At 36.2% G+C, this 25,383-nt stretch carries 24 protein-coding genes; 4 read left to right on the forward strand and 20 right to left on the reverse strand.

All coding sequences use genetic code 11. The annotated features are described in order from the left end of the window. Positions 1-24: 24 nt before the first annotated feature. Positions 25-2,331, reverse strand: coding sequence for a lipopolysaccharide assembly protein LapB (locus CRT24_RS07930; protein WP_099370703.1), 2,307 nt, complete (start codon positions 2,329-2,331; stop codon positions 25-27). Between the two features lie 225 nt (positions 2,332-2,556). Here CRT24_RS07930 and CRT24_RS07935 point away from each other — a divergent pair, with 225 nt between their 5' ends. Continuing rightward, a complete protein-coding gene (locus CRT24_RS07935) occupies positions 2,557-2,937 on the forward strand; it encodes a nuclear transport factor 2 family protein (protein ID WP_099370704.1) in 381 nt (126 codons plus the stop codon). A gap of 80 nt (positions 2,938-3,017) precedes the next feature. On the opposite strand, the gene CRT24_RS07940 is transcribed toward CRT24_RS07935, so the two are convergent. From CRT24_RS07940 to mutY, 17 genes are all read right to left on the reverse strand, one after another. Further along, positions 3,018-4,001 carry an aldo/keto reductase gene (locus CRT24_RS07940; protein ID WP_099370705.1) on the reverse strand — a complete coding sequence of 328 codons (984 nt, stop codon included), beginning with the start codon at positions 3,999-4,001 and terminating at the stop codon, positions 3,018-3,020. 45 nt (positions 4,002-4,046) lie between these two features. Then, the gene (locus tag CRT24_RS07945) at positions 4,047-4,850 is read right to left on the reverse strand and encodes a zinc-dependent peptidase (RefSeq protein WP_099370706.1); all 804 of its coding nucleotides are present in this window, start codon (positions 4,848-4,850) and stop codon (positions 4,047-4,049) included. A 244-nt stretch (positions 4,851-5,094) separates the two neighbouring features. Then, the gene (gene groL / locus CRT24_RS07950; protein ID WP_099370707.1) at positions 5,095-6,732 is read right to left on the reverse strand and encodes a chaperonin GroEL; all 1,638 of its coding nucleotides are present in this window, start codon (positions 6,730-6,732) and stop codon (positions 5,095-5,097) included. 83 nt (positions 6,733-6,815) lie between these two features. Beyond that, complete coding sequence (gene groES, locus CRT24_RS07955) at positions 6,816-7,091, reverse strand: co-chaperone GroES (protein WP_099370708.1); 276 nt, start codon at positions 7,089-7,091, stop codon at positions 6,816-6,818. 221 nt (positions 7,092-7,312) lie between these two features. Further along, entirely contained in the window at positions 7,313-7,690 is a 378-nt protein-coding gene (gene secG / locus CRT24_RS07960; protein WP_099370709.1) for a preprotein translocase subunit SecG, read from the reverse strand. 13 nt (positions 7,691-7,703) lie between these two features. Further along, on the reverse strand, positions 7,704-8,825 hold the full coding sequence (locus CRT24_RS07965; protein ID WP_099370710.1) for a tetratricopeptide repeat protein: 1,122 nt from the start codon (positions 8,823-8,825) through the stop codon (positions 7,704-7,706). A 20-nt stretch (positions 8,826-8,845) separates the two neighbouring features. After that, a complete protein-coding gene (locus tag CRT24_RS07970; RefSeq protein ID WP_099370711.1) occupies positions 8,846-9,376 on the reverse strand; it encodes an LptE family protein in 531 nt (176 codons plus the stop codon). Position 9,377: 1 nt separating this feature from the next. Next, positions 9,378-10,646 carry a sigma 54-interacting transcriptional regulator gene (locus CRT24_RS07975; RefSeq protein WP_099370712.1) on the reverse strand — a complete coding sequence of 423 codons (1,269 nt, stop codon included), beginning with the start codon at positions 10,644-10,646 and terminating at the stop codon, positions 9,378-9,380. Positions 10,647-10,673: 27 nt separating this feature from the next. After that, positions 10,674-12,107, reverse strand: a complete 1,434-nt coding sequence (gene miaB, locus CRT24_RS07980) for a tRNA (N6-isopentenyl adenosine(37)-C2)-methylthiotransferase MiaB (protein WP_099370713.1) — start codon at positions 12,105-12,107, stop codon at positions 10,674-10,676. Positions 12,108-12,242: 135 nt separating this feature from the next. Then, on the reverse strand, positions 12,243-12,932 hold the full coding sequence (locus CRT24_RS07985) for an OmpA family protein (RefSeq protein ID WP_373604701.1): 690 nt from the start codon (positions 12,930-12,932) through the stop codon (positions 12,243-12,245). A gap of 127 nt (positions 12,933-13,059) precedes the next feature. Beyond that, on the reverse strand, positions 13,060-13,815 hold the full coding sequence (locus tag CRT24_RS07990; RefSeq protein ID WP_099370715.1) for a hypothetical protein: 756 nt from the start codon (positions 13,813-13,815) through the stop codon (positions 13,060-13,062). A 56-nt stretch (positions 13,816-13,871) separates the two neighbouring features. Next, a complete protein-coding gene (locus CRT24_RS07995) occupies positions 13,872-14,273 on the reverse strand; it encodes a hypothetical protein (RefSeq protein WP_099370716.1) in 402 nt (133 codons plus the stop codon). 1 nt (position 14,274) lies between these two features. After that, the gene (rlmD, locus tag CRT24_RS08000) at positions 14,275-15,684 is read right to left on the reverse strand and encodes a 23S rRNA (uracil(1939)-C(5))-methyltransferase RlmD (protein ID WP_099370717.1); all 1,410 of its coding nucleotides are present in this window, start codon (positions 15,682-15,684) and stop codon (positions 14,275-14,277) included. A 100-nt stretch (positions 15,685-15,784) separates the two neighbouring features. Further along, the gene (locus CRT24_RS08005; RefSeq protein ID WP_099370718.1) at positions 15,785-16,357 is read right to left on the reverse strand and encodes a TetR/AcrR family transcriptional regulator; all 573 of its coding nucleotides are present in this window, start codon (positions 16,355-16,357) and stop codon (positions 15,785-15,787) included. 91 nt (positions 16,358-16,448) lie between these two features. Beyond that, positions 16,449-17,489, reverse strand: a complete 1,041-nt coding sequence (pheS, locus tag CRT24_RS08010; protein WP_099370719.1) for a phenylalanine--tRNA ligase subunit alpha — start codon at positions 17,487-17,489, stop codon at positions 16,449-16,451. 61 nt (positions 17,490-17,550) lie between these two features. Continuing rightward, positions 17,551-18,003, reverse strand: coding sequence for a single-stranded DNA-binding protein (locus tag CRT24_RS08015; RefSeq protein WP_099370720.1), 453 nt, complete (start codon positions 18,001-18,003; stop codon positions 17,551-17,553). A 25-nt stretch (positions 18,004-18,028) separates the two neighbouring features. Then, positions 18,029-19,072, reverse strand: coding sequence for an A/G-specific adenine glycosylase (mutY, locus tag CRT24_RS08020; protein ID WP_099370721.1), 1,044 nt, complete (start codon positions 19,070-19,072; stop codon positions 18,029-18,031). Between the two features lie 127 nt (positions 19,073-19,199). On the opposite strand from mutY, the gene CRT24_RS08025 reads away from it, so the two are divergent. Continuing rightward, positions 19,200-20,060 (forward strand): M23 family metallopeptidase, encoded by an 861-nt coding sequence (locus tag CRT24_RS08025; protein ID WP_099370722.1) that lies wholly within the window; start codon positions 19,200-19,202, stop codon positions 20,058-20,060. Positions 20,061-20,334: 274 nt separating this feature from the next. Here CRT24_RS08025 and CRT24_RS08030 read toward each other — a convergent pair whose 3' ends face one another. Together CRT24_RS08030 and CRT24_RS08035 are read right to left on the reverse strand one after the other, a co-directional pair. Next, on the reverse strand, positions 20,335-21,864 hold the full coding sequence (locus tag CRT24_RS08030; protein WP_099370723.1) for a sulfatase: 1,530 nt from the start codon (positions 21,862-21,864) through the stop codon (positions 20,335-20,337). Between the two features lie 12 nt (positions 21,865-21,876). After that, positions 21,877-23,400 (reverse strand): sulfatase, encoded by a 1,524-nt coding sequence (locus CRT24_RS08035; RefSeq protein ID WP_099370724.1) that lies wholly within the window; start codon positions 23,398-23,400, stop codon positions 21,877-21,879. Between the two features lie 125 nt (positions 23,401-23,525). On the opposite strand from CRT24_RS08035, the gene CRT24_RS08040 reads away from it, so the two are divergent. Then, positions 23,526-24,938, forward strand: a complete 1,413-nt coding sequence (locus CRT24_RS08040; protein WP_099370725.1) for a WG repeat-containing protein — start codon at positions 23,526-23,528, stop codon at positions 24,936-24,938. Positions 24,939-24,942: 4 nt separating this feature from the next. Then, on the forward strand, positions 24,943-25,371 hold the full coding sequence (locus CRT24_RS08045) for a hypothetical protein (RefSeq protein ID WP_144034535.1): 429 nt from the start codon (positions 24,943-24,945) through the stop codon (positions 25,369-25,371). Positions 25,372-25,383 lie beyond the last annotated feature (12 nt).

The following is a 25,383-nucleotide window of genomic DNA, read 5'->3' on the forward strand; positions in this document are numbered from 1 at the left end:
TAATTTTAAAATATTAAATGTAACTTAAAACCTGAATTTTGAGAAGAGTCCTGGCTTTTTCCAATTTTGTTTAAAATCTTCGGCAATCGGATTGTGATCATCATAGGATAGAACGTAATTTAATATCTTATGAGCTTCTTTTAGATTTCCGTTTACATAATTGCAATGAGCCTTTGACAACAGTACCTCTTCCGACAAACTATCATATGCCCATTCTTTTTCTGCATAAATTCCTTGAAATCGATCAACTAGCGCATTGACTTGTGATAGGTTGTCTAATTTGTCATATAATTTAATACCATAACTTAACCAAAGTACATATTCTGATGGTTCAAGAGCTTCAAAACAGAATTCATTATATTCAGTAAACATTGCAGCCCCTTCCCGAAGTTGGGTAACTAGAAAATGACTTTTCACAATCATATAGATTGTTTTTGCTTTATCGAAGCTATTTAAAAGAAAGGACTGTTTATTTTCGAGATACAACCTTGCAGATTTATTTACATTTTGATAGTCTTCCAATTCATTGAAAGCTTGCATTAAGTTGAATTGAGGGTTTGCTTCATCAGGATATTTTTCGGCGAGCCCTAAGTAATAATCTCTCCTTTCCTGAGCTGACCGATGTTCATTTTCCTGATACAACACTACTTCCACGGTGTTCTTGGCGGCTTCAAAATCTCTGAAGTCATAATCCGATATATCTGGGTTTTCTTGATAATGCTCATAAATCTGGAACAATAATTCTTCAGCATCTTTATTTACATCTTCCGCATTTCCCAGCTTATGGCTAACATTTACCCAATCCGCTCTGTGTTGTAGGTGTCTATAAAATGATGCTGTTTGTTCATCATATAAACTGAAATAATTTTCGAGTGCATGTTGAGCTTCCTGGTAGTCTTCTTTTTGCAGTAAAGCATCAATTAAGCTATGGTGGAGTTCAGAGAAGTCAGAATGGTTCAATCCTTCTTGAGCTACCGAAATTGCTTCATCAAATCTTCCCAGAGCAGTATATACGATGCTTAGATTGTTACAGCACATAGCCCAACAATGTTCATCTCCATAGAAGTCACTTTCATATTTAAATTCTTCAAAATACTTTCTGAAAGAATCAAGGGATTGTTGATAGATTTTAGCATCCAAGGTTCTCAGACTTTCCTTAATCGAATCATCGGCCATGTTCTTTAGAAAGTCATCTAGGTTCACCCCTTCATTATAGATATCGCGTGGCAAACTTGAAAACTGTGGTACATCCTGTTCTACCAGCCCTGTCGATAAAAACTGTGACTCTACCATTCTTCTCCAGGTCGTAACATCTGGATTTACCGACACTCCATTCTTTAAAACTATATATGCCTCATCAAAATCTCCCATTTCATATAAGTATGTACCTACGAAATGGCTGGCGGCGAAATTATTTGGAAACTTATCCTTGATCTCCAGCCCATGATGGTAATAAAAATCTTCAGGCACACCCAGTACTTCAGGATAATTACGTTCGATTATTAATTGGTAATAGAATACTTCTGAGTTTTGATATCCGAGTTCGATTTGCTCATTAAACCTTTTATGCCATTTTCCATAAGCATCGATTACTTCCTGACTATGATTATCACCTTTGATCAATTTGAGCAGCACTTTCAGTGCAACATCCCAAGCATTTCCTTCGAAAGCAATTTCGGCAAGATCTAGATATTCCATGTCATGCGGGCTCACGAAATTGTAAATACCTGAATCAATAAGATGAATTAAGTCAGATTTATCCAGCATATTTGTTCGATCCAATAAATAGATTTTTTTCATCCAACAGATTGAAATATTTCGATCTCTTAGATCTCGACTATCTTTGAATTCTATTTCAAAAAGTGCCATAGCTTCGTCTAAGCTCTTTAATAGATCTTCATTATTGTCCAATATTTCATAAATCTTGATTTTAAAATCATGACCATACACCCGATTCAATGGATCTTGCATTAATCGATGGGCATAATCGAGGTATTCTTCTTTATTAGTTTCAGTTAGGTGTTTTCTAGGTCTCGCTATCTGCTCAAGTGTGTATTGATTACCGAGTGGATAATTCAAAATATTGTACAATACTCGAGAATTATTAGGTTCATATTTCAATACCCTCTTCAAGTAGGGTATTACAAACTGTTTAATGGCATCATAGGCTGCCTCATGTCCTTCTTCATATGCACTATCATGATGCGCCACCGCCATAAGAAATAAGGCATCGGTATCTTCTGGATGGTCTAATAAATATTCTTCACCTTCTTTAATACATAAATCTAATTCTCCGGCATAAAACAACTGCTCTAACTCTTCGTAATTCATCTATCTTATTTTAAACAACCAATTCTGAAATCATTATCGGAACAAATCTTTAAGCAAATTACAAATTTAAGCCTCATAAATAATAGGGATTTTCCGGGATTTTTAACCTTAACATTTATTTAATAATCATCCTTGGCTTGAAAATTCCGTAAAGAATGTATAAGTCAAAGATTAAAAGATATTTACCTTATCTTTATTTTTCCACCATATCTGAGGAGAATATTCATGAAAAGTAGAGAAGAGATTATCGAAAATTATATTGCTGGCTACAATAGCTTTGACATAGAAAAAATGACTGCAGATTTAGATGATAATATCAAGTTTGAAAATATATCCAATGGCAATGTAACAGATAGCCTAATTGGCAAACCTGACTTTATTCATCAGGCGGAGCAGGCTAAATCCTTATTTTCACAGCGTCAACAGAAAATTACTTCCATTACACATCATGAGAACAGCACTGAAGTGACCATTGACTATGTAGCTACTTTGGCAATTGATATCTCCGAGAGTTTAAAAACAGGGGATAAGATCAAATTGGAAGGGAAATCAATATTTGAATTCAGCCCTGAGGGCAAGATTTTGGTTTTGAGGGATGTAAGCTAGATATAAATCGATAGACATAAGACATAAGACATAAGACATTGGAAAGGTGTCTCATATCTCACATCTCATATCTAAAGATTCTAAAAGGCGTCTACGACGGCATTAATAAAATCTATTTCTTCTTGGCTGATGTTGAAGTCCATTGCTTTTGCGTTTTGGACTGACTGGTGAGCATTTCTTGCTCCTGCAAGGGCAATGGTTATGCCGGGTCTTTCAATTGTCCATCTCAGCACCAATTGAGCCAGGGTTACAGCTTTGTCATCTGCTAAGGGTTTGATTCTTTCAAGGAGCACATTGGTTCTTTCGATAAAGTCAGGTTGAAAGTGTGGATGTGATGCCCTATGATCCCCTTCTTGGAACTCATATCCCGGTTTTATCTTTCCTGTCAACAAGCCACGTTCTAGAGGACTATATGCAAGTACTGCCTTGTTGTGTTTAATACAGTATGGTATTGTTTCTTCTTCTACTCCCCTGTTGACCATACTAAATGGGATCTGGTTAGAAACAAGCGGTACAGTTTTTTCAGCTTCTGCCATTAGTTGGGCATTGTAATTACAAACACCTGCATATCTTACTTTACCTTGCTCCATCAATTGGACTACAGCCTCAAAGGTTTCGTCTAATGGTGTTGTCGAATCTGGCCAATGGATTTGATAAAGGTCGATGTAATCTGTCCCCAATCTTTTTAAACTCTGTTCACATTCGTATATGATGCTTTCTTTCCCAGCATACTTATAGATTTCAATTTCTTCGCCATTGTTTTTCTTGCTATGGAAAGCGAAATCACCTTTTTCCAAATCCCAGCGCATCCCATATTTTGTTAGGATTTGGGTTTTGTCCCTTGGGATATCTTTTAATGCTTCACCTACGATTTCTTCACTTGCTCCTTGTCCATAAATAGGTGCGGTATCGATTGTAGTAACACCAACTTCATAAGCGGCAACTATTGCTTCAACAGCATCTTTACGGTCAGTTGAACCCCACATCCAACCTCCTGCTGCCCAAGCACCAAATGCTATGACAGAAGCATTTATTTCGCTATCTCCAATATTTCTATATTCCATGTCAATTAGTTTTTATAATGATTAACAGACCATTAGCTATATGGTTTATTTTAATTCATCTTTGTTTCCGTTATAGATTTCATTCAACATATCATAAAGCTCGGGATGATCTTCCTTGAGCATTTTAGGTTTTTGAAAGAAATATTCTGAGACGACTGCTAAAAATTCCGCTGGATTGGTAGCGGCATAATCTCTGATATCGGATTTATCTCTTCTTATTGCGGCAATTGTAGATTCCATTTCTTCGAGCCAGGGTTGGATTAACTCTTTGGGGATCAGATATTCTGGGACTCCATCTACTTCTCCATCGGCTTTATCGATTAGATGTACAAATTCATGTATAGCGGTGTTGTAATCGCCATCATGATTAAATCCAGACATCAATGCAGGGAGCGAAATAATCATTTTCCTGTGCATTGCACCATCTCCTACCATTCCCAAGATATTTCTTTTATCTTCTTCAGTATTGTATTTTTCATTGAACGTGCCTGGATAGACTAGTACTTCATCCAGATTCTCATATGACCAATTCTGAAAGTGGAACAGTGGAATTGTTGCGCTGGCAGCAATCAATATTTTATGTTCATCATTTACGACTGCTCCTTTTTCTGGAGAAATCTTGGTGGTATGCAAAAAATAAGAAACTCTATTTATAAAAGTTTCTTGTTGCTGTAGGTCTAGTTTATTGAAGAATGAAACTTTTTCATGTAGAACATTTTTAATTAGTGCCACATCTGGAATTTCTGGGTTTATGATTTTTTTATTGCCGACTTTTTTCCAAACAAAAAGGCCCAGGGTAATACCTCCAACAAAAATTATTATTAATACAATGATATTGTAAGCATCCATAAATACAAAATAGCTTTTCTAAGATACAAAATTTGGGTTTAGAAAATTGTTTGGATGATAGTCACACCCCTAGTGGGCAATCTCATTAAGTTAAGAAAAGTTAAGGCCATTGGCATTTTTTCAGTGGCAGGTGGGGACACCTGCCACGGCGAGAAAACCCCTAGCGGGGTTTGGTATCATGTTGATAATAAAAAAAGAGCTATCCTAAAGGATAGCTCTTTTATATATCTGTGGGGGGGTGATATTACATCATTCCGCCCATGCCGCCACCCATTGGAGGGCCACCAGCACCTACTTGATTTTCTTCTGGTTCGTCAGCAAGGACACATTCTGTAGTCAACAACATTGAAGCTACTGAAGCGGCATTTTCCAATGCTACACGTGAAACCTTAGTTGGGTCGATAACACCTGCTGCGATCAAGTTTTCAAACTTGTCAGTACGAGCATTGTAACCATAGTCTGCAGTTCCTTCTTTCACTTTTTGAACGATCACTGCACCTTCGATACCTGCGTTATCACAGATTTGGCGCAATGGTTCTTCGATAGCACGTTTGATGATATCGATACCGATTTGTTCATCTTCGTTTTCACCTTTAAGGTTAACTAAAGCCTCTACAGAGCGAATGAAAGCAACACCACCACCAGCAACGATTCCTTCTTCTACCGCAGCGCGAGTAGCATGAAGAGCATCATCAACACGGTCTTTTTTCTCTTTCATTTCAACTTCAGAAGCAGCACCTACGTAAAGTACAGCAACACCACCTGATAATTTTGCTAAACGCTCTTGTAATTTTTCGCGGTCGTAATCAGAAGTTGTTGTTTCGATTTGGGAACGAATTTGAGCAACACGGGCTTTGATATCTTCAACGTTACCAGCACCGTTGATAATTGTAGTATTGTCTTTGTCAACTACTACCTTCTCAGCTTGGCCTAAATAATCTAATTCTGCATTTTCAAGTTTGAAACCCCTTTCTTCGGAGATTACAGTTCCACCTGTTAAGATTGCGATATCTTCCAACATTGCTTTACGACGGTCACCGAATCCTGGAGCTTTTACAGCAGCCACTTTCAGAGAACCACGTATTTTGTTAACTACTAATGTAGCTAATGCTTCACCATCAAGGTCTTCAGCAATGATCAATAGAGGTTTTCCAGTTTGCACTTGTTTTTCCAAGATAGGCAGCAATTCTTTCATGTTGCTGATTTTCTTGTCATATATTAAAATGTAAGGATTTTCTAAATCCGCTTCCATTTTATCTGAATTGGTTACGAAATATGGAGATAAATAGCCCCGATCGAATTGCATACCTTCCACAGTTTTGACTTCTGTCTCAGTGCCTTTAGCTTCTTCTACGGTTATTACACCGTCGTTGCCTACCTTTTCCATAGCTTCAGCGATCAATGAACCGATTACCTCGTCATTATTAGCAGAGATTGAAGCAACCTGTTTGATCTTATTGTTATCTGCACCTACTACTTGGGATTGGGATCTCAAGTTTTCCACTACCGCGGCTACGGCTTTGTCAATACCGCGTTTCAAATCCATTGGGTTCGCACCAGCTGCAACAGATTTGATACCTGGCGCTACGATTGCTTGTGCCAATACTGTGGCAGTTGTTGTCCCGTCACCAGCTTGATCTGCTGTTTTAGAAGCAACTTCTTTAACCATTTGAGCCCCCATATTTTCCAAAGCATCTTTCAGTTCGATTTCTTTAGCAACCGAAACACCATCTTTAGTAATTGCAGGGGAGCCAAATTTTTTCTCGATAATTACATTACGTCCTTTAGGTCCTAAAGTAACTTTTACAGCATTCGCAAGAGTGTCAACACCTTTTTTAAGGGCGTCACGCGCCTCAACATTATATTTTACTTGTTTTGCCATTGTTTAAAATTTGAATATCAGACCCTTATTAAAGCTTTTTGCCTTTAATGGTCATATTAAAAAATAATAAAGTTTAGATTAATTTATAAAACTGCGTAAATATCAGCCTCACGCATAATTAAATACTCTTTTCCTTCATAAGAAAGTTCAGTGCCTGAATATTTACCGTAAATTATTTTATCACCAACTTTTACAGTCAATGGTTCTTCGGGTTTTCCAGAACCTACAGCCACAATAATTCCTTGGGAAGGTTTTTCTTTCGCTGTGTCAGGGATATAGATTCCTGATGCTGTTTTTTCTTCTGCTGGAGCAGGTTCTACAACTACTCTGTCTCCGATAGGTTTAATACTTAATGCCATAATTGTATATCAATTTGTTTTTTTCGATTATCGTAACTCAAAAGCATCACTAACTATGCCAATTGAAATTAAGCAAAATATTTTGCCATTTTTGCACTAACTGTCATTTTTCATGTCAACAATCCATCATCTTAATGTCATGATGGCATTCCAGTGATGCATTTAACAAAAAACCCCACCTATTGCTAGGAGGGGTTATATCTTTTAAAGTCTTAGACTACTTATTTAGTTGTGTCAGTTGCGGCAGGAATTTGTGTTGCCGGTGTTTGAGTAGCTGCAGGGTTACCAGTTGCTGGGGTTGCAGTAGGATTAAGGTTCAAGTTTGGAGCCGTCACTGGGGTTTCAATTTGATCACCTAGGCCACCTCTGTTCGATGATGATGGACCAATGATGTTGATTGCAATACAGAAAACCATTAATGCGATTGCGAAAATCCAAGTTCCTTTTTCCAAAATATCACCTGTACGTTGTACCCCAATTAAATTAGCACCTCCTGAAAAGCCTGAAGAAAGACCTCCTCCTTTAGGATTTTGAATCAATACGAAAAATGCTAATAATAAACTAGCTAGGATAATTAGGATAATAAATAAAATGTCCATTTTTATATTTCAATTATAACTTTTGTTCAATCTCTTTAATTCGGGTCGCAAAGTACGATTTTTTTTCTGGATTATCTGAAATTAATTTTCTAAAAACCGAGATTGCTTTTTCATACATGCCCTGTGACTCATAGATATTTGCCAAAGTTTCTGTTACGACTTGCAATTGATCTTCAGAGCTACTTCTAGCTTTATTTTCTGTATTTATCGATTCAGCTTTTGGAGGTTGTATTTGTGGTTCTTCACGTATAAACTTTTCAATGACCTCGTCTACGCGTTCTGTAGATTTAAATTCAACCGTTTCTTTTTTATGCTGATCGCTGAGTTTATCCTCTGGATTCTGCAGGTGAAAGATATTCTCTCGAATCTGCTGATCTAAAATTGCATCATCTAATTTCTTAGGGTCAAATTGACCTTTATGTTGTTTAGGAAGAACAGGAGAAGAAAACGGCTGATATGTATCAGCATGTTCTAATCTAGTTTTATATAACCACCATCTGAAACTATAAGGCATCAACTCATCATTATATAAACTGATGTCTTCTTCTGCCGTTCTTTGATTTTCTTGAACTGCGGGGGTATTGATATCTATTTGATTTTCATGTTCAATTTCAAAGTCTTCATCTTCTTCAACATCTTCATCATCATCTGCGAACTCTTTTTCAATATTGTAACCAGATGGGATGTCAAAAACAGGCTCTGTTTCCAAGATGTTCTGCTGATCTTTTTCTTCTGGAATATCCTCGATATTACCGAGTGGCTTATCCTCTTCTACGAAAGTTTCTAGCAGCTCAGGGTTATCATTTTCTAAATCTTCGGTTTCTACTTCGGTTTCATCAGCTACTACCTTTTCTTCTTCAACATCTTCGTAAGCTATGTAATCGTCTGAATCCACTTCCAATTCAGGAATTTCTTCTACGGGTTTTTGGAGATAATCTCTTAGCCAAAAAGGGTTATTTGAATAAATAAGAGTCTTTTGTTTATCTACAGGATGTCCTTCCAGAAATTTCTTGCGTTCAAATGCATAAATAATAGGCTGAGAATAGGGGTATTTTGAAAGAAGTTGCTCAAATTCAGCAACATTTACTTCCATTGGGTTCTCGAGTGCTTTTCTAAATACATTTACTTGATCCATATTATTCAAAGGCTCTAATTTTACCAGTTATTAAATGCACGGTTAAACACATCCTCAGTCAGCATTTTCACGATTTCCGTATTCAATTGATTTTCTTGGGAACTGATTTCACCACGGAATTCTTTGAACTGAGTAAAGTTTTCTTCAAAATCACTTTCCCCTGTTTCATCTTTTCTATTGACATACTTCACTTTTACTGTGATTGACAATCGATTTAATGCTGCCATATCGGTTCCAGCTTCTACTGCTGCTGGAGTGATGGCATAATTTGTAATAACGCCTGAAAACATGGCATCTCCGTCTTGATTGATCTGGCTGAGCCTAGATTGTGTACGGATTCGTTCTTTCAGGCCTTCAGTAAATGTTTGGCTCAATGTAGGAGACACGAAAGGAGAAATATTCTCAAAGATCTCAACTGAGTATGTTTTCATGTTCTCAGGAATAGTTCCGCCGCTTAGACTATATTTCACGCCACAACCCTGAACAGTAAGTATAACCATGGCAATGATCATCAATTTTATCAGATTGCCAGTTTTCATTAATTTGGACATATTAATCTAAATTCAAATCTTTAATCTTTCTATAAAGAGTTCGTTCTGATATTCCTAGTTCCTGAGCCGCTGCTTTCCGTTTTCCTTTATGCTTTTTCAGGGCTTTCTTGATCAGGTCAGACTCCTTGTCAAGTAAAGATAATGATTCTTCAACCTCTTCTACATCTTGGGTATCATACAAATAATCATTATTATTTCCATTAGCCTGATTAGGGTTATGGATCGTAATTGTTGGATTTGGATTCAATCCGTAATCCTCAGCCGCTAATGATGGTGAAGTAGGCCTTATTTCTTGATATAATTGATTAATATACGGAGAATTTTGGTCCATTGTTCCTTGATTGAAACCTTTCTGCATTAATTCTACGACTAATTTTTTTAAATCAACCATATCCTTTTTCATGTCAAAAAGCACTTTATATAAAAGATCGCGTTCCGAGATATTCTCTTTAGACTGATCTTTTAAAGCCATTGGCAATGTACTTTGATTTTCAACCGGCAAGTAATGGCTAAGGATGTGTGCATTTACCAATCTTTCTTTTTCAAGAACGGCAATCTGTTCCGCAATATTTTTCAATTGTCTGACATTTCCTGGCCAAGAGTAATTTTTCAATAATTCTTGCGCGTCTTCAGTCAATTGAATTCCTGGGGAACGATATTTGTCGGAAAAGTCAACTACGAATTTTCTGAACAATAGTACAATATCTTCTTTTCTTTCTCTGAGTGATGGAATTCGCAATGGTACGGTATTCAATCTATAATAAAGATCTTCACGGAATTTACCTTTCTTTACTGCTTCATATACATCGACATTTGTTGCAGCTACCACTCTAACATTTGTTTTTTGGACTTTAGATGAACCAACGCGGATATATTCGCCTGATTCCAATACCCTCAACAATCTTGCTTGAGTACCTAATGGCAGTTCACCCACTTCATCCAGGAAGATTGTACCGCCATCGACCACTTCGAAATATCCTTTTCTGGCTTCATGTGCTCCGGTAAAAGAACCTTTTTCGTGTCCGAATAATTCTGAGTCGATTGTTCCTTCTGGGATTGCGCCACAGTTTACAGCGATAAAAGGTCCATGTTTACGACCACTCAATTGATGGATAATATGTGAAAAAACTTCTTTACCTGATCCACTCTCACCTTGAATCAAAACCGATATATCGGTTGGTGCTACCTGACGTGCAATATCGATAGCCCGGTTGAGCAATGGAGAGTTTCCAATTATCCCAAACCTGCTCTTAATATCTTGATGATCCATTCTTAATATTTAGTGTTTAGATTAGTGTTAATCAACAATTCTACCTATTAAGGTAGCTGATGTACAGGTTTCGCCAAGTACATTTACATAATCTCCAACCTTGTATCTTTGATCTACTGGAAATACGACCATTGTATTTTGGTCATTACGTCCACAGAAATCTTTGTCTGATCTTTTAGAAGTACCTTCAATCAGCACTTTATGAACTTTTCCTACAAATTTTTCGATCCTATATAGGCTATGTTCTCGCTGTTTATCGACTACTTCCGTTAACCTACGTTTTTTGACTTCTTCAGGAATATCATCTTCATAACGTTTTGCTGCCAAAGTGCCTGGACGTTCAGAATACGCAAACATATAAGCAAAATCATATTTGACATAGTCCATCATAGACAATGTTTCTTGATGTTCATCTTCAGTTTCAGTACAGAATCCTGTAATTACATCTGTTGAAATTCCACATTCAGGGATAATACGTCTGATGGCATCTACCCTTTCCATATACCATTCTCTGTCATAGGTTCTATTCATCAAGTCTAATACTCTAGAGTTACCGGACTGAACAGGAAGGTGGATATATTTACAGATATTTTCATAACGAGCCATTGTATGCAATACCTCATCAGTAATATCTTTAGGGTGTGATGTAGAGAATCTAATTCTTAATTCTGGGCTTACTTGAGCCACTAGCTCTAGCAATTGTGCAAAATTAATGGTAGGTTTTGTTTCTTCTCCTTCTTTTACGGTTGGAGTATATTTATAGGAGTCAACATTTTGTCCTAGCAGAGTAACTTCTTTATATCCTGCATTGAAAAGGTCCTGCGCTTCTTTCACGATTGACTCAGCATCTCTGCTTCTTTCTCTTCCTCGGGTAAATGGCACCACACAGAATGAACACATATTGTCACATCCTCTCATGATAGAAATAAATGCAGAAATTCCATTTGAATTTAAGCGTACAGGGCTTATATCTGCATAAGTTTCTTCTCTTGACAGCAATACATTGACAGCTCTTCCGCCTTCATCTACTTTATCAATTAAATTAGGAAGATCACGGTATGCATCGGGTCCCACCACGACGTCCACTAATTTTTCTTCTTCCAAGAATTTAGCTTTTAGTCGTTCGGCCATACATCCCAAAACACCTACCACCATTCCTGGATTTTTTGCTTTTGCAGATTCAAATTCTTTTAATCTGTTTCTTACGCGTTGTTCAGCATTTTCACGGATTGAACACGTATTTATAAATACAACATCAGCATCTTTATAATCCTTCGTTGTCTCAAAACCTTTCTCAATCAAGATGGAGGCTACAATTTCGCTATCAGAAAAGTTCATTTGGCAGCCATAACTTTCAATATATAGTTTACGGCCGGTTGACTGTCCTGTAGGTACCATATCTAAAGCCTCACCTTGGCGAGATTCATCATGTGTTTTTGTTGTATGTGTTAACTCTAACATAGTCAAATTTCAAAGACTACAAAGTTAGTAATTATCTATTAAACAAATGACAGTTTGTCAGCAGTTGTCTTAAATTTTAACAAAAAAAAGGCGCTAATGTGAATTAGCACCTTATATATATTTTTTTTAATTGTCTTATTGAGCAGCTTCTTGTTTAGCTTCTTGTTGCATTTTTTTGTTAGCAACAATTACGATTTCTACGCGACGGTTTTCAGCTCTACCAGCATCAGTATCATTTGATGCGATTGGCTCCGAATAGTTTTTACCTTCAGTTTTGATACGGCTACCAGCAAGACCTTGAGATACTGCAAATGATTTCACAGATGCGGCACGGCCGTCAGAAACTTTTTGGTTTGCTTGTAAAGTACCTACATTGTCTGTATGTCCTAATACTAAGATATCAGTATTTGGTTCTTTGTTCAATGTTTCAACTAATTTAGCAATATTTTCTTTTGCTGAAGGTTTCAATGCTGTGCTATTGAAATCAAATAAGATACCTGAATCAAACTTCACCAAGATACCTTCACCTACTTGCTCCACTTCGGCGCCAGCTACAGTGTTTTCGATTTCTTTAGCTTGTTTATCCATTTTCTTACCGATCAAAGTACCTGCAGCACCACCAATTACGGCACCAGCGATTGCACCTACTGCAGTGTTACCTGCTTTACCACCTATAAGTGCACCAATTGCACCACCTGAAGCTGTACCTATGACAGCACCTTTAGTTGTGTTACTACTATTTTGAATGGTTGAACAGCTAGCAAACAACATAGCTGAAGTAGCTACTGTCAATCCGTATACCGCTAGTCTTTTATTCATTTTCATAATCAAATAATTTATCTTTTGTACTAATTAATTTATTGTTGAACTAATAGATTTCCTATTTGCAAAGCCAATGCCAAAATGCAATTTTAACAAAATTTCAAATGACAAAACCTTAATAATCAATAGTTTATTTTTCTTGAACTGGAATATCTAGCTTTGGTAGTTTTTGTGGTTTTGGGCGTCCCTGAGCATTCCAAGTCTTAAATGAAGAATTAATATAATTCATTACGTCATATTGACCCCATTTTTGAGCTGTTGAATAAGATGGTCTATAAAGGTCCATAAATGCTTGTAACTCTTCTCCATGGAGTTTGGTTAAACTTGAAACAAGGGTTTTATTAAATATTCGGTCGACTTTGGTTTGTTCGAGTTCGACATTCATATATTGTTCAAACCTTTTTGCATTCTTAGCTTCTTTACCAAAAAGGTTATACAATGCTGTTGCGGGGCTTGATATATAAGTTCCGAATTTATTATGACCACCATTATAAACACCTTTACTTCCATAATCTTCCATCATCTGGCGCATTTCGGATTCTTTTGTGCTCCGCGTTACGACTACAGTTTCGATTTGAGTTCCGGCAGTAATATCTACTAAAATATCTTCGAGGGTGTTGATTCTTGTTTTAATAGGCCCGTACCCCACTTTTGAAATGGAGAGCGTATCACCTACGTTTACTTCAACGGTAAATACACCGTATGAGTTTGTCCTTACGTTTTGTTTCGTTCGCAAATTCACAACATTTGCATCACTAATCCTTGTGCTAGTCCCCTTCTCCAGTACTAAACCAGAGACCATGTTATCTTGTTCTTGAGCATTTGCAGCTATTGCTAAGAAAAAGAAAGAACATAGTAGGGCAATATATTTTAATTTACTATACATCCAATTTTAAAGGTAATAATACTTTTGACTAGCAAATGTTAAAAAGTTTTAAATCACTATGAATTATAGGGATAAAAAACAAAGTTTGCTCCTTCAGGAACCACCACAAACAAGCACATGAAGTCATTTGCAGGTTTGAAATTCTTGATAAAGTATTCTTTTTTGTCCTCTTTGATAATTCCACGGTCGACAAACTCTTCCAAAGAACTTGCTTGAATAGTCCATTGGGTGTTGAGTTCGTCCCTGTCTAATATCATTTCACCTAGATCAACCTTTAATTGATGTGCAACAAATATTGGGTAGAGTGTATATCCTTCTGCCATCATTTCTGCAGAAACCTCTTGGATTGATTCTTTGTAAAAATCCATGTCGCTTTTTAAGCTAACCAAGGGGCTCTTAGGTTTGGATGGGTTTCCTTCCTCTTCCGGTCCTTTATTTAATAGATCTTGTAAATCCATTTTATTTCTTCAATTTTAATAATACGACGTTTTCAACATGCTGAGTATGCGGGAACATGTCGACAGGTTTTATTCGAACTATCTCATACTTTGTTGTTAGACTCTCCAAATCACGTGCCTGAGTAGCTGCATTACAACTTACATAGACTACTTTTTCACTTTCCATTTCCAAAATTCGGTTTACAACATCTGGGTGCATTCCCGCTCTTGGAGGGTCAGTTATTACAACATCTGGCTTGCCATGTTCTGCTATGAAATCTGAAGTCAAAACATCTTTCATATCGCCAGCATAAAATTTGGTGTTTTGAATACCATTAGTTTCAGAATTGATCTTAGCATCTTCGATTGCTGATGGCACATATTCTACACCCACCACTTCCTTAGCTGATCTGGCAACAAAATTTGCAATGGTACCTGCACCGGTATATAAATCATAAACCAATTCATCACCTTTTAAATCTGCAAACTCTCTAGTAATTTTATATAATTCGTAAGCTTGTCTAGAATTTGTTTGATAGAAAGATTTAGGCCCCACCTTGAATTTCAAACCTTCCATTTCCTCATAAATAAAATCACGACCAGCATACACATGGATATCTTGATCAAAGATAGTGTCGTTTCTTTTCTGATTGACTATATATAATAAGGAGGTAATTTGAGGGAATTCATCCTTTATAAAGGACATCAGCATATCAATCTGTCCTTCCTCTGGGTAAGCGAAAACAACGATGACCATGAGCTCGCCGGTTGAAGAAGTTCTAATTATCAGGTTTCTTAGTGCACCTTGATGTTCTCTCAGGTCATAAAAAGACATAAAATTATCTTTTGCGAACTGAAAGACGGTGTTTCTAATATCATTAGAAGGGTCTTGTTGTAAGTAGCAGTGGTCTACGGTAAGAATTTTGTCAAACCTACCCGGAACATGGAAACCCAATGCATCCATTGAGTCGGTTGGTTCGATTTCATCCAAACTCGTCAACCAACGTTTATTTGAAAATGTATATTCTAATTTATTTCTATAATATTCTGTTTGTTCCGATCCTAAGATGGGTTCCATAGCGGAGACATCAACTTTTCCAATTCTTGAAAGTGCATTTCCGACATACTGTTCTTTGAACTTCAACTGGGAATCATAGGTCATATGTTGCCATTTACAGCCACCACATACTCCGAAATGAGAACAGAAAGGATCTATTCTGTATTCTGAAGGTTTTTTGACCTCAGCAATTTTGCCTTCGGCAAAATTCTTTTTTTTGCGTTGGAGCTCCACATCCACTATATCACCTGGCACGGCACGCTCTATGAAAAGCACCAAATTATCGTGCTTAGCTACGCCTTTGCCTTCTTCGGCAATATCAATTATTTCAACGTTTGAAATAAACTTCTTATCCTGAGGTATTCTTCTTCCCATATTCCCGCAAAAATACGGAAATTTTAGATATGAGATACGAGATTTGAGATTTGTGATATTAGATGGATTATTCTACTGAAAACCATTTAAAATCTACCTACTATAACAATGTCGCTTCTACCAAATAAGGTAACATTTCTTTTTGGAACGAGATAAAGTTTTTTCGGACGTCTGCTTCAGAGACTGCTGTGAATGCGAAGGAGAAAACTATGTTTTTACTAGTTTTAATTAGGAAAGTCAAACGCACTTCAGGGATGATGTTAGCGATTGTTTCATTTTGCATAAAAGAACGCAAAAGGAGGAATTCAAGGTCATCGGACAGCAATTTGAGGTATTCCTGCGCGTTAACTGATTCTCGGATAAACTCCCAGCCTACAAATTCATTACACACCGTGTAAGTTACCCGACTCACTCTCAAAATAGTATTTGCCAAAAACAAAGCCATATCCTTTTCATTGACATTCTTGTTTAAGATATCATAGACATTATCTTGGATATAGTCCATTAGTACCGCATGGAGGATAAGTTCTTTACTGGCGAAATGCTTGTAAAAAGTTGCTTTGGCGATGGAAGCGTTTTTTGCTAGCTCATTTACGCTAGTTTTATTATAGCCATATTTTCTAAATAGATCTCTTGCAGATTTCTTTATTGCTATAACTACTTTATCTTCCATTTAAATGATTGAATTGGGGATTCAGTTTATAATTTATTATTCACCCAAAAACAAGTTTTGTTTTTGGGTGAATTTTTAACCTACAGGTTATTTAAATAATTTCTGTTTCGAATTGCGACAAGAATCTCGCGTCATTTTCTGAGAATAGGCGTAGGTCTCTGATTTCGTATTTCAGGTTTGTAATACGTTCGATTCCCATTCCGAATGCATATCCAGAGTATTTCTTGCTATCGATACCACAGTTTTCCAAGACATTAGGATCGACCATACCGCAACCTAAGATTTCTACCCATCCTGAGTATTTGCACATCTGACAACCTGCACCTTTACATATTGTACAAGATATATCCATTTCTGCGGATGGTTCGGTGAACGGGAAGTATGAAGGACGGAACCTTACTTTAGTATCTTCACCGTACAATTCTTTCACGAAGTGATATAATGTTTGCTTTAGGTCAGCGAACGACACATTTTCGTCAATATATAGTCCTTCAATTTGATGGAAGAAACAATGTGCTCTTGCAGATATTGCTTCATTCCGGTAGACTCTTCCTGGCATAATTGCACGGAAAGGAGGTTGACCAGCTTCCATCAATCTAACTTGCACGGAAGATGTATGCGTTCTTAATACCACGTCATTTCCATCTTGTTTTTTGATGAAGAAAGTATCTTGCATGTCTCTTGCAGGATGTTCTGGTGCAAAATTCAATGCAGAGAAATTGTGCCAATCATCTTCTATTTCATTACCTTCCGCGACGATAAACCCTAATTTTTTAAATATTTCTACTATTTCTTTTCTCACTAGGGATAGAGGATGTCTCGAACCAATTGAGAATCCTTGTCCTGGCAAAGTTAAATCATCTTCACTTTTTGTGGACTTACTATCTGCCTGTCCAGCAAATTTTTCTGAAGCTTCTTTAAAAGATGTTTCAGCCAGCTGTTTGAATTCATTCAATACTTTTCCCAACACCCTTTTTTCATCAGGGGTTACCGTTTTAAATTCTTCGAACAATTCCTTTACGATTCCTTTGGATACAAGGAATTTGAGTCTGAAATTTTCAACATCTTGGGCTGAGTTTGGCGAGAAAGCCTTAATCTCTTCCGTATACTGCGTTATCTTATCTTGCAACATGTGTCAAAGATACAGCAATTTTAAAAAATAAATGAAATGCTACGTTATTTAATTAGGCAGATTAAAAAGGTAGACCGTCGTTGTCCTCGTCGTTTTCAGTAAAATCTACAGTTTGCTCTTTGGTTTCTGTACTTGAAGGCACTCCAGTACTGCCAGTTTGTTGCGGGCTTTGCGGTTCAAAATCAGATCTTCGCCCCAGCAGATTGAAGCTTTCGGCTACTATTTCTGTGGTATAACGTCGTACACCTTCTTTATCTTCGTACGATCTTGTCCTAAGTTTGCCTTCAATATATACAAGTTTTCCTTTGCTCAGGTACTTTACTGCGACATCTGCCAAACCACGCCACAACACAATATTGTGCCATTCTGTTTGTTCTACACGTCTACCATCCTTGTTGAAAGTCTCTGATGTAGCCAATGGAAAACTAGCAACACTTACATTTCCTTCTAAATAGCGGATTTCTGGATCTTTTCCAAGATGACCTACTAAAATAACTTTATTTACTCCTGACATACAATAATTTAGGATTTAGTGAGCACTAAAAATAATGTTCCACAAAGGAACTAATCAGTTTATGTTTAGCTAATTTATCTAAATTTTCTAATAAACAATAATTCCAATGGCTTTTTTTGCCCAATTCCATATTATCGATATTTAAGGTATAAAATTTGGCAAAAATATTCTGATGGCTCAAAATATGTTTTATTTGTCCTTTAATCTGAATAGGCTGTATATTTCCAAAAGCTTCTTGGTACTCTTTCATTTGTACCAATTCTGCTACATTCAAGTCGGTAGTAGTTTCAATCATTGGAAATTCAAACAGATTGGCCCATACATCCCCTTCTGTTCTTTGAGACATCAGTACAGAATCTTCTTTTTGAATAATAAAGTAATGGAAAAACCGATCTCTGCTTTTTTTAGCTTTTATTTTTTGGGGCAATTGGTCCACCAAATTATCTTGATATGCGACACAATCCAACCTAAGAATACATTCTTCACAGTTTGGATTCTTCGGTTTACATTGCATTGATCCAAAATCCATAATGGCTTGGTTGTATTCCGCAGGATGATTTAAATCGAGCATTTCCGCAGCGAGATTTGCGAATATTTTCTTTCCTGCAGTGCTATTGATTGGTTCGTGAATACCGAAATATCTAGCCAATACTCTAAATACATTCCCATCTAATACAGCATAAGGTTGATTATTTGCGAAAGAGGAGATTGCTGCGGCAGTATATTCGCCTACCCCCGGTAATTTTAACAGATCATGATAATCAACGGGAAAAACGCCTTTATGTAAATCAATGACTTGTTTGCTTGCTTTGTGCATATTTCTGGCTCTGGAGTAATAACCTAATCCTTGCCATAGCCTCAAAATATCGGCTTCGTCAGCGTTTGCGAATTTTGTTACATTCGGATAGTTCTCTACAAATCTTAAAAAATATGGCATTCCCTGTTCAACACGAGTCTGTTGCAGTATAATTTCTGATAGCCAAATAACATATGGATTCTTTGTTTCCCGCCATGGCAGCGCTCTTTTATGGGTAGAGTACCAGGCTAGGATTCTTTCCGAAAACGACATAATACAAAGATGTTAATTTTACCGGTTCGAAGACCGAAAAAAGTTATAAAATGTTAAAATTTCTTGCAATTATTTTAACATCTTCTATTTTTACGCCCGGCTAACATAAAGTGGGAGAGTAAAATATATGACAAAAAAGAAGACTGCCGTTGAAATTCTAGACTCAAACGGCGATTCGAATTTGAAGATTCAGATTCCAACTATTGTAGTAAAGAATTGGAAATATATCCTTGCAGGAGGAATCTTCACTATTTGCTTGATATGTGCAACAATTGTATATGTTGCCACCAAAACGACAAGCGATCATTATGAAAAACAGTTAAGTAAACAGATTGAGGCTCTTGAAGAAGCTCGTCAAAACTTGGCTCTTGAAGAGGCTACCAATCAATTAAGTACCGTCCAGATTCAAAAATCTTTTGATGCTATTGATAGTGCAGTAAACCAAATTAATGCCAAAATGCGCAGAAGAGGATTAAAAGAGTTTGCTCCGAAGCTTAAAAATGCTGGTGGTCCTGTAGAAGAAGAGGTAAATCTTAATGAAATGATTAAGTACTATGAGGCTACGGTAAAGAAATTAGACAAGAAATTAGAGGGTGTTCCATTAGGTAGACCTCACAATGGTAATATTACTTCAAGATTTGGCTATCGTAGAAATCCATTCACCAACAGAGGTATCGAAATGCATTCAGGTATTGACATTAGTGGAAGAACAGGCGAACCAATTATGGCTACAGCTGCTGGGAAAGTGGTTTTTGCAGGTTATAAAGGTCAATATGGCAAGGTAGTCATTGTTGAACACACGAACGGTTGGGAGACAAGGTATGCTCACCTTTCTAGCACAAAAGTAAGTAAAGGACAAAAAGTTGAGGCAGGTCAACAAATTGGCAAACTCGGTAGTACCGGAAGATCAACAGGCCCACATCTGCATTATGAGTTGTTGAGTTTTGGAAGAAAGATAAACCCGGAAAAAACTTTGATATTCAATTAAGATATTTTAGTAAAAAAGAAGAGCTGTCCTTTCATTAGGACAGCTCTTTTTGTTATGAAATCTTTTAGAATGAATATCCCATAGAAACCAAAGTAATTAAGGATTTAACAAGATACCACACCGATGGTGATGTTGCATGAGGTAATTTTTCTGCTATGGAATGGTAAAGAATTTGTGTTATTAGCCCAAGTCAGGCCATTGCCCTGGCCAACGCACGAGACTTGAGCTAGCTCAGCTGATGACGGTTGGTGAGGTGAATGGCCTTTAAAAACAATTATCTTCCAGCCAGAATCTGTTTCGCTTCTGTATCTTCGAGTCTATCTATTTCAGAATTCAGTAATTTCAACATTTTATCTTGAATCTTTTTATATTTAGGATCGCCATAAATATTTTTGAGTTCCTTAGGATCACTTTTTAAATCAAATAATTCCCAACCATCCACTCTTTTATAAAAACGGATTAATTTATATCGTCCATCACTTACTCCAAAATGCGGAGATACAGCGTGTTCTCCATTTTCGTAATAATGATAGAAGATTTGTTCTTGAATATTCTTTTTCTTTCCATTCAGTAATGATAAGAAAGATTTACCTTGTATGTCCTTAGGAATTTTGGTTCCAGCCAGTTCCAAAAATGTTGGGGCTATATCGACTACTGATACCATTCCTTCGATATTAGTATTAGGTTTTATCAATCCTGGCATCTTCATCAACATGGGTGTGCGGAAAGATTCTTCGTACATAAATCTTTTATCAAACCAGCCATGCTCACCCATATAGAATCCTTGATCGGATAAATATAGTACTAAGGTATTATCATCGAGTTTATTTTCTTTCAGATAATCTAGTACCCTTCCTATATTTCTATCCATTGATTCTGCCGTATTGAGATAGTCGACCATATAACGATGATATTTCCACTCTGCAAGTTCTTTTCCGCTGAGTTTATCATGTTTAAGTTTTTCATAGATTGGTTTATAATAGTCAACATATGCTTTAAACTGCTCGTCATTCATTCTTTTAAAATTTCCATCTTCCCTCATTTTTTCAATGTTTTCGAACATTTTGAGGTCATAGCCCATTTGCATATCTTTATCGATGCTCATTTCTTGTACTGCTGCAGCTTTTCTTGTTGAGTAGTCATCATAGAATGTTTCTGGGATGGGAATTTCCTTGTTATCATTTTTCCCAAAGTCTTCAATTGAAGGCATCCAGGTTCTGTGTGTATTTTTATGGCCAATAATTAGGCAGAATGGTTCCTTTTTATCTTGTGTATCCAACCAATCCAATGCTCTGTCAGTCACAATATCTGCCACATATCCTTCTTCTCGATCTTGAATTTCTTCTTCACCATTTTTACTACTGATAAAGTCGGGGTTAAAATAATGACCTTGACCTGGGAGTATGCTATAATAATCAAATCCTTCTAATTTACGGCCGAGATGAATTTTACCAATCCAAGCTGTTTGATATCCATTATTATGCAATTCTTTGACAAAAGAGTTTTGACCATGGTTGAAGTTGGATGTTTCATTGTCTTTAAAACCATTTTTGTTACTATACTTTCCTGTTAACAAGCTTGCTCGACTAGGTCCACATATTGAGTTAGTGACATATCCTTTAGTGAAAGTTGCACCTTCACTTGCTATTCGGTCGAGATTTGGGGTATTTGCTATTTTGGATCCATAGGCTCCTATTGTCTGATAAGAATGGTCATCAGAAATAATAACTACAATGTTAGGTTTGTTTTGAGCAAATGCACAAAAGCTGAGCATGCATACGCATAGGATAGATAGAATTCGCATGTATTATATTGTTTAGGAAGCTTCAAATATAAGCATTGCTTCGGAATCCTCTTGCTTTTGGATTTCCAATTTTAATTTCTTCATCATTCGTTTTTGTAGCCTTGAATGTTTAGGATCGTTATATAAGTTTTTCATTTCTCGGGGATCCCGAGATAAATCATATAGTTCCCAAGCATTTATTTTATTGTAGAATCGAATAAGTTTATACCTGCCGTCACTTACTCCGAAATGAGGAGCTACATTATGGATTCCATCTTCATAATAATGATAGTACAGAATATCCCTTTTGCCTTTATCACCTTCAATTATTGATTTAAACGATTCTCCCTGAATTTCTTGTGGCACTTCTACTCCAGCCATTTCAAGCATAGTGGGGGCAATATCTACCGTCATTAACAGATCATTTACTTCTCTTGATTTTTTAATTTTTTGAGGATATCGCATTATCATAGGGGTCCTAAATGACTCTTCATACATAAATCTTTTGTCAAACCATCCATGTTCACCCATGTAAAAACCCTGGTCAGACATGTAAATGACGACTGTATTATCAGTAAGATTTTTGTCATCCAAATAATCCAGAACCTTTCCTATATTTCGATCCATTGACTCAGCAGTATTTAGGTAATCGATCATATATCTTTGGTACTTCCATTCGGTCAGTTCCTTAGGGTTTTTAAACTGATGGCTATCATAATCCTTTTTAACCTTAGCATAATACGCTCTGTATTTCTGTTTATCATCGATATCCATTCTATAGAAATTATGCTCTTTGTCTCTTTCTTCTTCTGATTTAAATATTTTTAAATCGTAATCCAGTAGTAGATCTTTACTGATTTGCATTTCTTGGATTTTTGCTGCTTCCCGTTTATCATAATTATCATAGAAATTTTCTGGCAAAGGGAATTTTTTACGGTCGTTTTTTCCAAAATCCTGTGGGTCGGGGTGCCAACTTCTATGCGTTGCTTTATGTCCCAAAATCAAGCAGAAGGGTTTATCCTTATTTAATGTATTTAACCAATTGATTGCTTTTTCAGAAATTATATCTGACACATATCCTTTTTCAATTCTTAATTCACCTTTTTGGTTTTTAAATTCCGGATTGAAATATGATCCCTGATTAATAAGTACATCAAAATAGTCAAATCCTTCTAGTGTATCTCCGAGGTGCTGTTTGCCTATCCAAGAAGTGCTGTATCCTGCTTTTCTCAATTCTTTGGCGAAAGAATTTTGGCTATGGTCAAAGTGTGATTTTTCATTTTCCTTATAGCCATTTTTATGGCTGTATTTCCCAGTCAACAAACTTGCACGACTTGGTCCACACAATGAATTGTTTACATAAGCTCTATTGAACAATATCCCTTCTTTAGCAATTCGATCAATATTGGGTGTGCTTGCTATTTTCGATCCATAAGCAGATATGGTTTGATAGGAATGATCATCAGAAACGATAATGACGATATTAGGTTTTTGCTGCGCTATTAAAGTACTGAAAGACAACAAACTAAGAGTCAGAAAGGTTAAAAACTTGTACATAAGATTAAATATACGATTTCAATGGTAATATTGACACTTTTAGAGATGACAGAAAATGAATAAAATTCTAGTTCAACAAATTTGTATAATCAATAAAAAAGAGGACTTTTGCCATATAATTCCCAATGATGAAAAAGATTATTTCCCTTATTTTATTAGTAATTTCCAGTCAATATCTATTTGCTCAAGAAGAGGTCTATAAAATTGATTATACTCTTTTTGTTGATGATTCCTTTAAATCTAATTTACAAGATATAGATTCTACTAATGAAAATACAGATCTGTTGATTTCTATGTTGGAAGGATTTAAAAACGAATCACTTTTATATGCATGGGTGGGGAAAGAAAAAAATAAAATTCAATCCAATTACCTTGATGTATGGATTCAACTAAGAGATAGTAAAGCGAAAACTTTGGTTCGTCTTGACACCAGCAATTCAACTTATTCGACTATTGCATACAATGGCGAACCAAATTTATTGTTAAAACCGGTCCAACTATCAACTGAAACAAAAATTATTGCTGGCCAAGAATGTAAATTGGCAATTTTTGAATTTGATTTTGACGATATGGAGATTGAAGAAACATCAAAAATTGAAGTTTGGTATTCAGAAAAAATCCCACAAATCGTTTGGGGTGAATATCAATACTTAATTGATGTTCCAGGTGCTGCTTTGGAAATCTCGACATCTGGCGTTTCTTTTATTGCTAAAAATGTTTCAAAATTAACTGTTCCCAACTCATTTTTTGACATTCCTGATGGTTATACGGAGGTTGATAGCTTAGATCCAGATTATTCTGAAATGTTTGAAAACATAGAGATGGGCGAGGGTATTTTAGCCTATTTTGACCAAGATCTCAATAAATATGGGATGAAAAAAGAGAATGGGGAAATAATTACAGAGCCCATTTTTGGTTCCATTACTCCTTTTAACAACAAAATTGCAATAGCTTTTTATGATTTAGATGGATTTGCTTTGATCGACGTAAATGGTAAAAATGTAAGCAAAACAAATTTTGAGTATATAGGGTTTGATCCTGAATTAAATGCTTATCAATATATGCTTGATGGTAGAATGAGCATGATGGATAACAAAGGGAATCCAATCTGGAAAAACTCATATGAATATTTCACTCCATTTACGGGGAATTACAGCATTATTTCAGAAAATGGCCAAAGTGGAGTAATTGATAAAAAGGGTGATATTGTTGTTCCATTAACCGAACATATTATTGTTTCCAATGATAACTTCCATTATATTACAGAAGAGAAGAATGAATTCAAGGCTTATGAAATCAAGAGCAATAAATTTGTGATTTCAGGGTATACGTTCCTAAGTACTACCAACTCAGAGAATATTTTTAAAGCATCGGAGGACGGAGAGAATTTTGGGCTGATCAATAAGAATGGAGAAGTAATTCTACCATTTGAGTATGTGTATATTTCTGATTTCACCAATGGTCTTGCTACAGCCATGAAGAATGGAGAAAATGAGGAAGTAACTATCAATACACAAGGTGAAATAATAACCGAATGACAAGATGAGATACCAAATCAACACCTTACATCGTGGACGATTTATCTGGATCCTTCTAGGGTCCTTGTTTTTTGTTGGGTATCTATTGTCACTGACCACATTACAGGAAATCTATAAAATCCTTATTCTTTTGTTTTGTATTCCAGTGATTATGTGGTCGGCAGTTAGGTTCAGCAAAGATTCTTCTACATGGGAAATCTTAGACAACAAAATTGTTATAAACATCTTTGGAAAAGAAATCCTGTTACCTATAGAAAGTATCGCTTACATCAAGAACCACATTCGTTCGGGCGGAAATCTAGTTGTATTCCATAAAAAAGGCAAATCTGGCGCTACCCGAATTTGGAGGAACAAGATATTTGCCAATAATGACCAATTCGATCAACTGATTTCCCATCTTAAAGAACTCGGAATCGAGATTATGATCGGTTAGACTTCTTATTTT

Source organism: Sphingobacterium sp. 1.A.5, assembly GCF_002734235.1.
Lineage (GTDB): Bacteria > Bacteroidota > Bacteroidia > Sphingobacteriales > Sphingobacteriaceae > Sphingobacterium > Sphingobacterium daejeonense.

Bases quoted from the DNA above. Each gene is read 5' to 3' on its own strand.
- CRT24_RS07930 (WP_099370703.1), bottom strand. From the start codon at position 2,331: ATGAATTACGAAGAGTTAGAGCAGTTGTTTTATGCCGGAGAATTAGAT.
- CRT24_RS07935 (WP_099370704.1), top strand. From the start codon at position 2,557: ATGAAAAGTAGAGAAGAGATTATCGAAAATTATATTGCTGGCTACAAT.
- CRT24_RS07940 (WP_099370705.1), bottom strand. From the start codon at position 4,001: ATGGAATATAGAAATATTGGAGATAGCGAAATAAATGCTTCTGTCATA.
- CRT24_RS07945 (WP_099370706.1), bottom strand. From the start codon at position 4,850: ATGGATGCTTACAATATCATTGTATTAATAATAATTTTTGTTGGAGGT.
- groL (WP_099370707.1), bottom strand. From the start codon at position 6,732: ATGGCAAAACAAGTAAAATATAATGTTGAGGCGCGTGACGCCCTTAAA.
- groES (WP_099370708.1), bottom strand. From the start codon at position 7,091: ATGGCATTAAGTATTAAACCTATCGGAGACAGAGTAGTTGTAGAACCT.
- secG (WP_099370709.1), bottom strand. From the start codon at position 7,690: ATGGACATTTTATTTATTATCCTAATTATCCTAGCTAGTTTATTATTA.
- CRT24_RS07965 (WP_099370710.1), bottom strand. From the start codon at position 8,825: ATGGATCAAGTAAATGTATTTAGAAAAGCACTCGAGAACCCAATGGAA.
- CRT24_RS07970 (WP_099370711.1), bottom strand. From the start codon at position 9,376: ATGTCCAAATTAATGAAAACTGGCAATCTGATAAAATTGATGATCATT.
- CRT24_RS07975 (WP_099370712.1), bottom strand. From the start codon at position 10,646: ATGGATCATCAAGATATTAAGAGCAGGTTTGGGATAATTGGAAACTCT.
- miaB (WP_099370713.1), bottom strand. From the start codon at position 12,107: ATGTTAGAGTTAACACATACAACAAAAACACATGATGAATCTCGCCAA.
- CRT24_RS07985 (WP_373604701.1), bottom strand. From the start codon at position 12,932: ATGAAAATGAATAAAAGACTAGCGGTATACGGATTGACAGTAGCTACT.
- CRT24_RS07990 (WP_099370715.1), bottom strand. From the start codon at position 13,815: ATGTATAGTAAATTAAAATATATTGCCCTACTATGTTCTTTCTTTTTC.
- CRT24_RS07995 (WP_099370716.1), bottom strand. From the start codon at position 14,273: ATGGATTTACAAGATCTATTAAATAAAGGACCGGAAGAGGAAGGAAAC.
- rlmD (WP_099370717.1), bottom strand. From the start codon at position 15,684: ATGGGAAGAAGAATACCTCAGGATAAGAAGTTTATTTCAAACGTTGAA.
- CRT24_RS08005 (WP_099370718.1), bottom strand. From the start codon at position 16,357: ATGGAAGATAAAGTAGTTATAGCAATAAAGAAATCTGCAAGAGATCTA.
- pheS (WP_099370719.1), bottom strand. From the start codon at position 17,489: ATGTTGCAAGATAAGATAACGCAGTATACGGAAGAGATTAAGGCTTTC.
- CRT24_RS08015 (WP_099370720.1), bottom strand. From the start codon at position 18,003: ATGTCAGGAGTAAATAAAGTTATTTTAGTAGGTCATCTTGGAAAAGAT.
- mutY (WP_099370721.1), bottom strand. From the start codon at position 19,072: ATGTCGTTTTCGGAAAGAATCCTAGCCTGGTACTCTACCCATAAAAGA.
- CRT24_RS08025 (WP_099370722.1), top strand. From the start codon at position 19,200: ATGACAAAAAAGAAGACTGCCGTTGAAATTCTAGACTCAAACGGCGAT.
- CRT24_RS08030 (WP_099370723.1), bottom strand. From the start codon at position 21,864: ATGCGAATTCTATCTATCCTATGCGTATGCATGCTCAGCTTTTGTGCA.
- CRT24_RS08035 (WP_099370724.1), bottom strand. From the start codon at position 23,400: ATGTACAAGTTTTTAACCTTTCTGACTCTTAGTTTGTTGTCTTTCAGT.
- CRT24_RS08040 (WP_099370725.1), top strand. From the start codon at position 23,526: ATGATGAAAAAGATTATTTCCCTTATTTTATTAGTAATTTCCAGTCAA.
- CRT24_RS08045 (WP_144034535.1), top strand. From the start codon at position 24,943: ATGAGATACCAAATCAACACCTTACATCGTGGACGATTTATCTGGATC.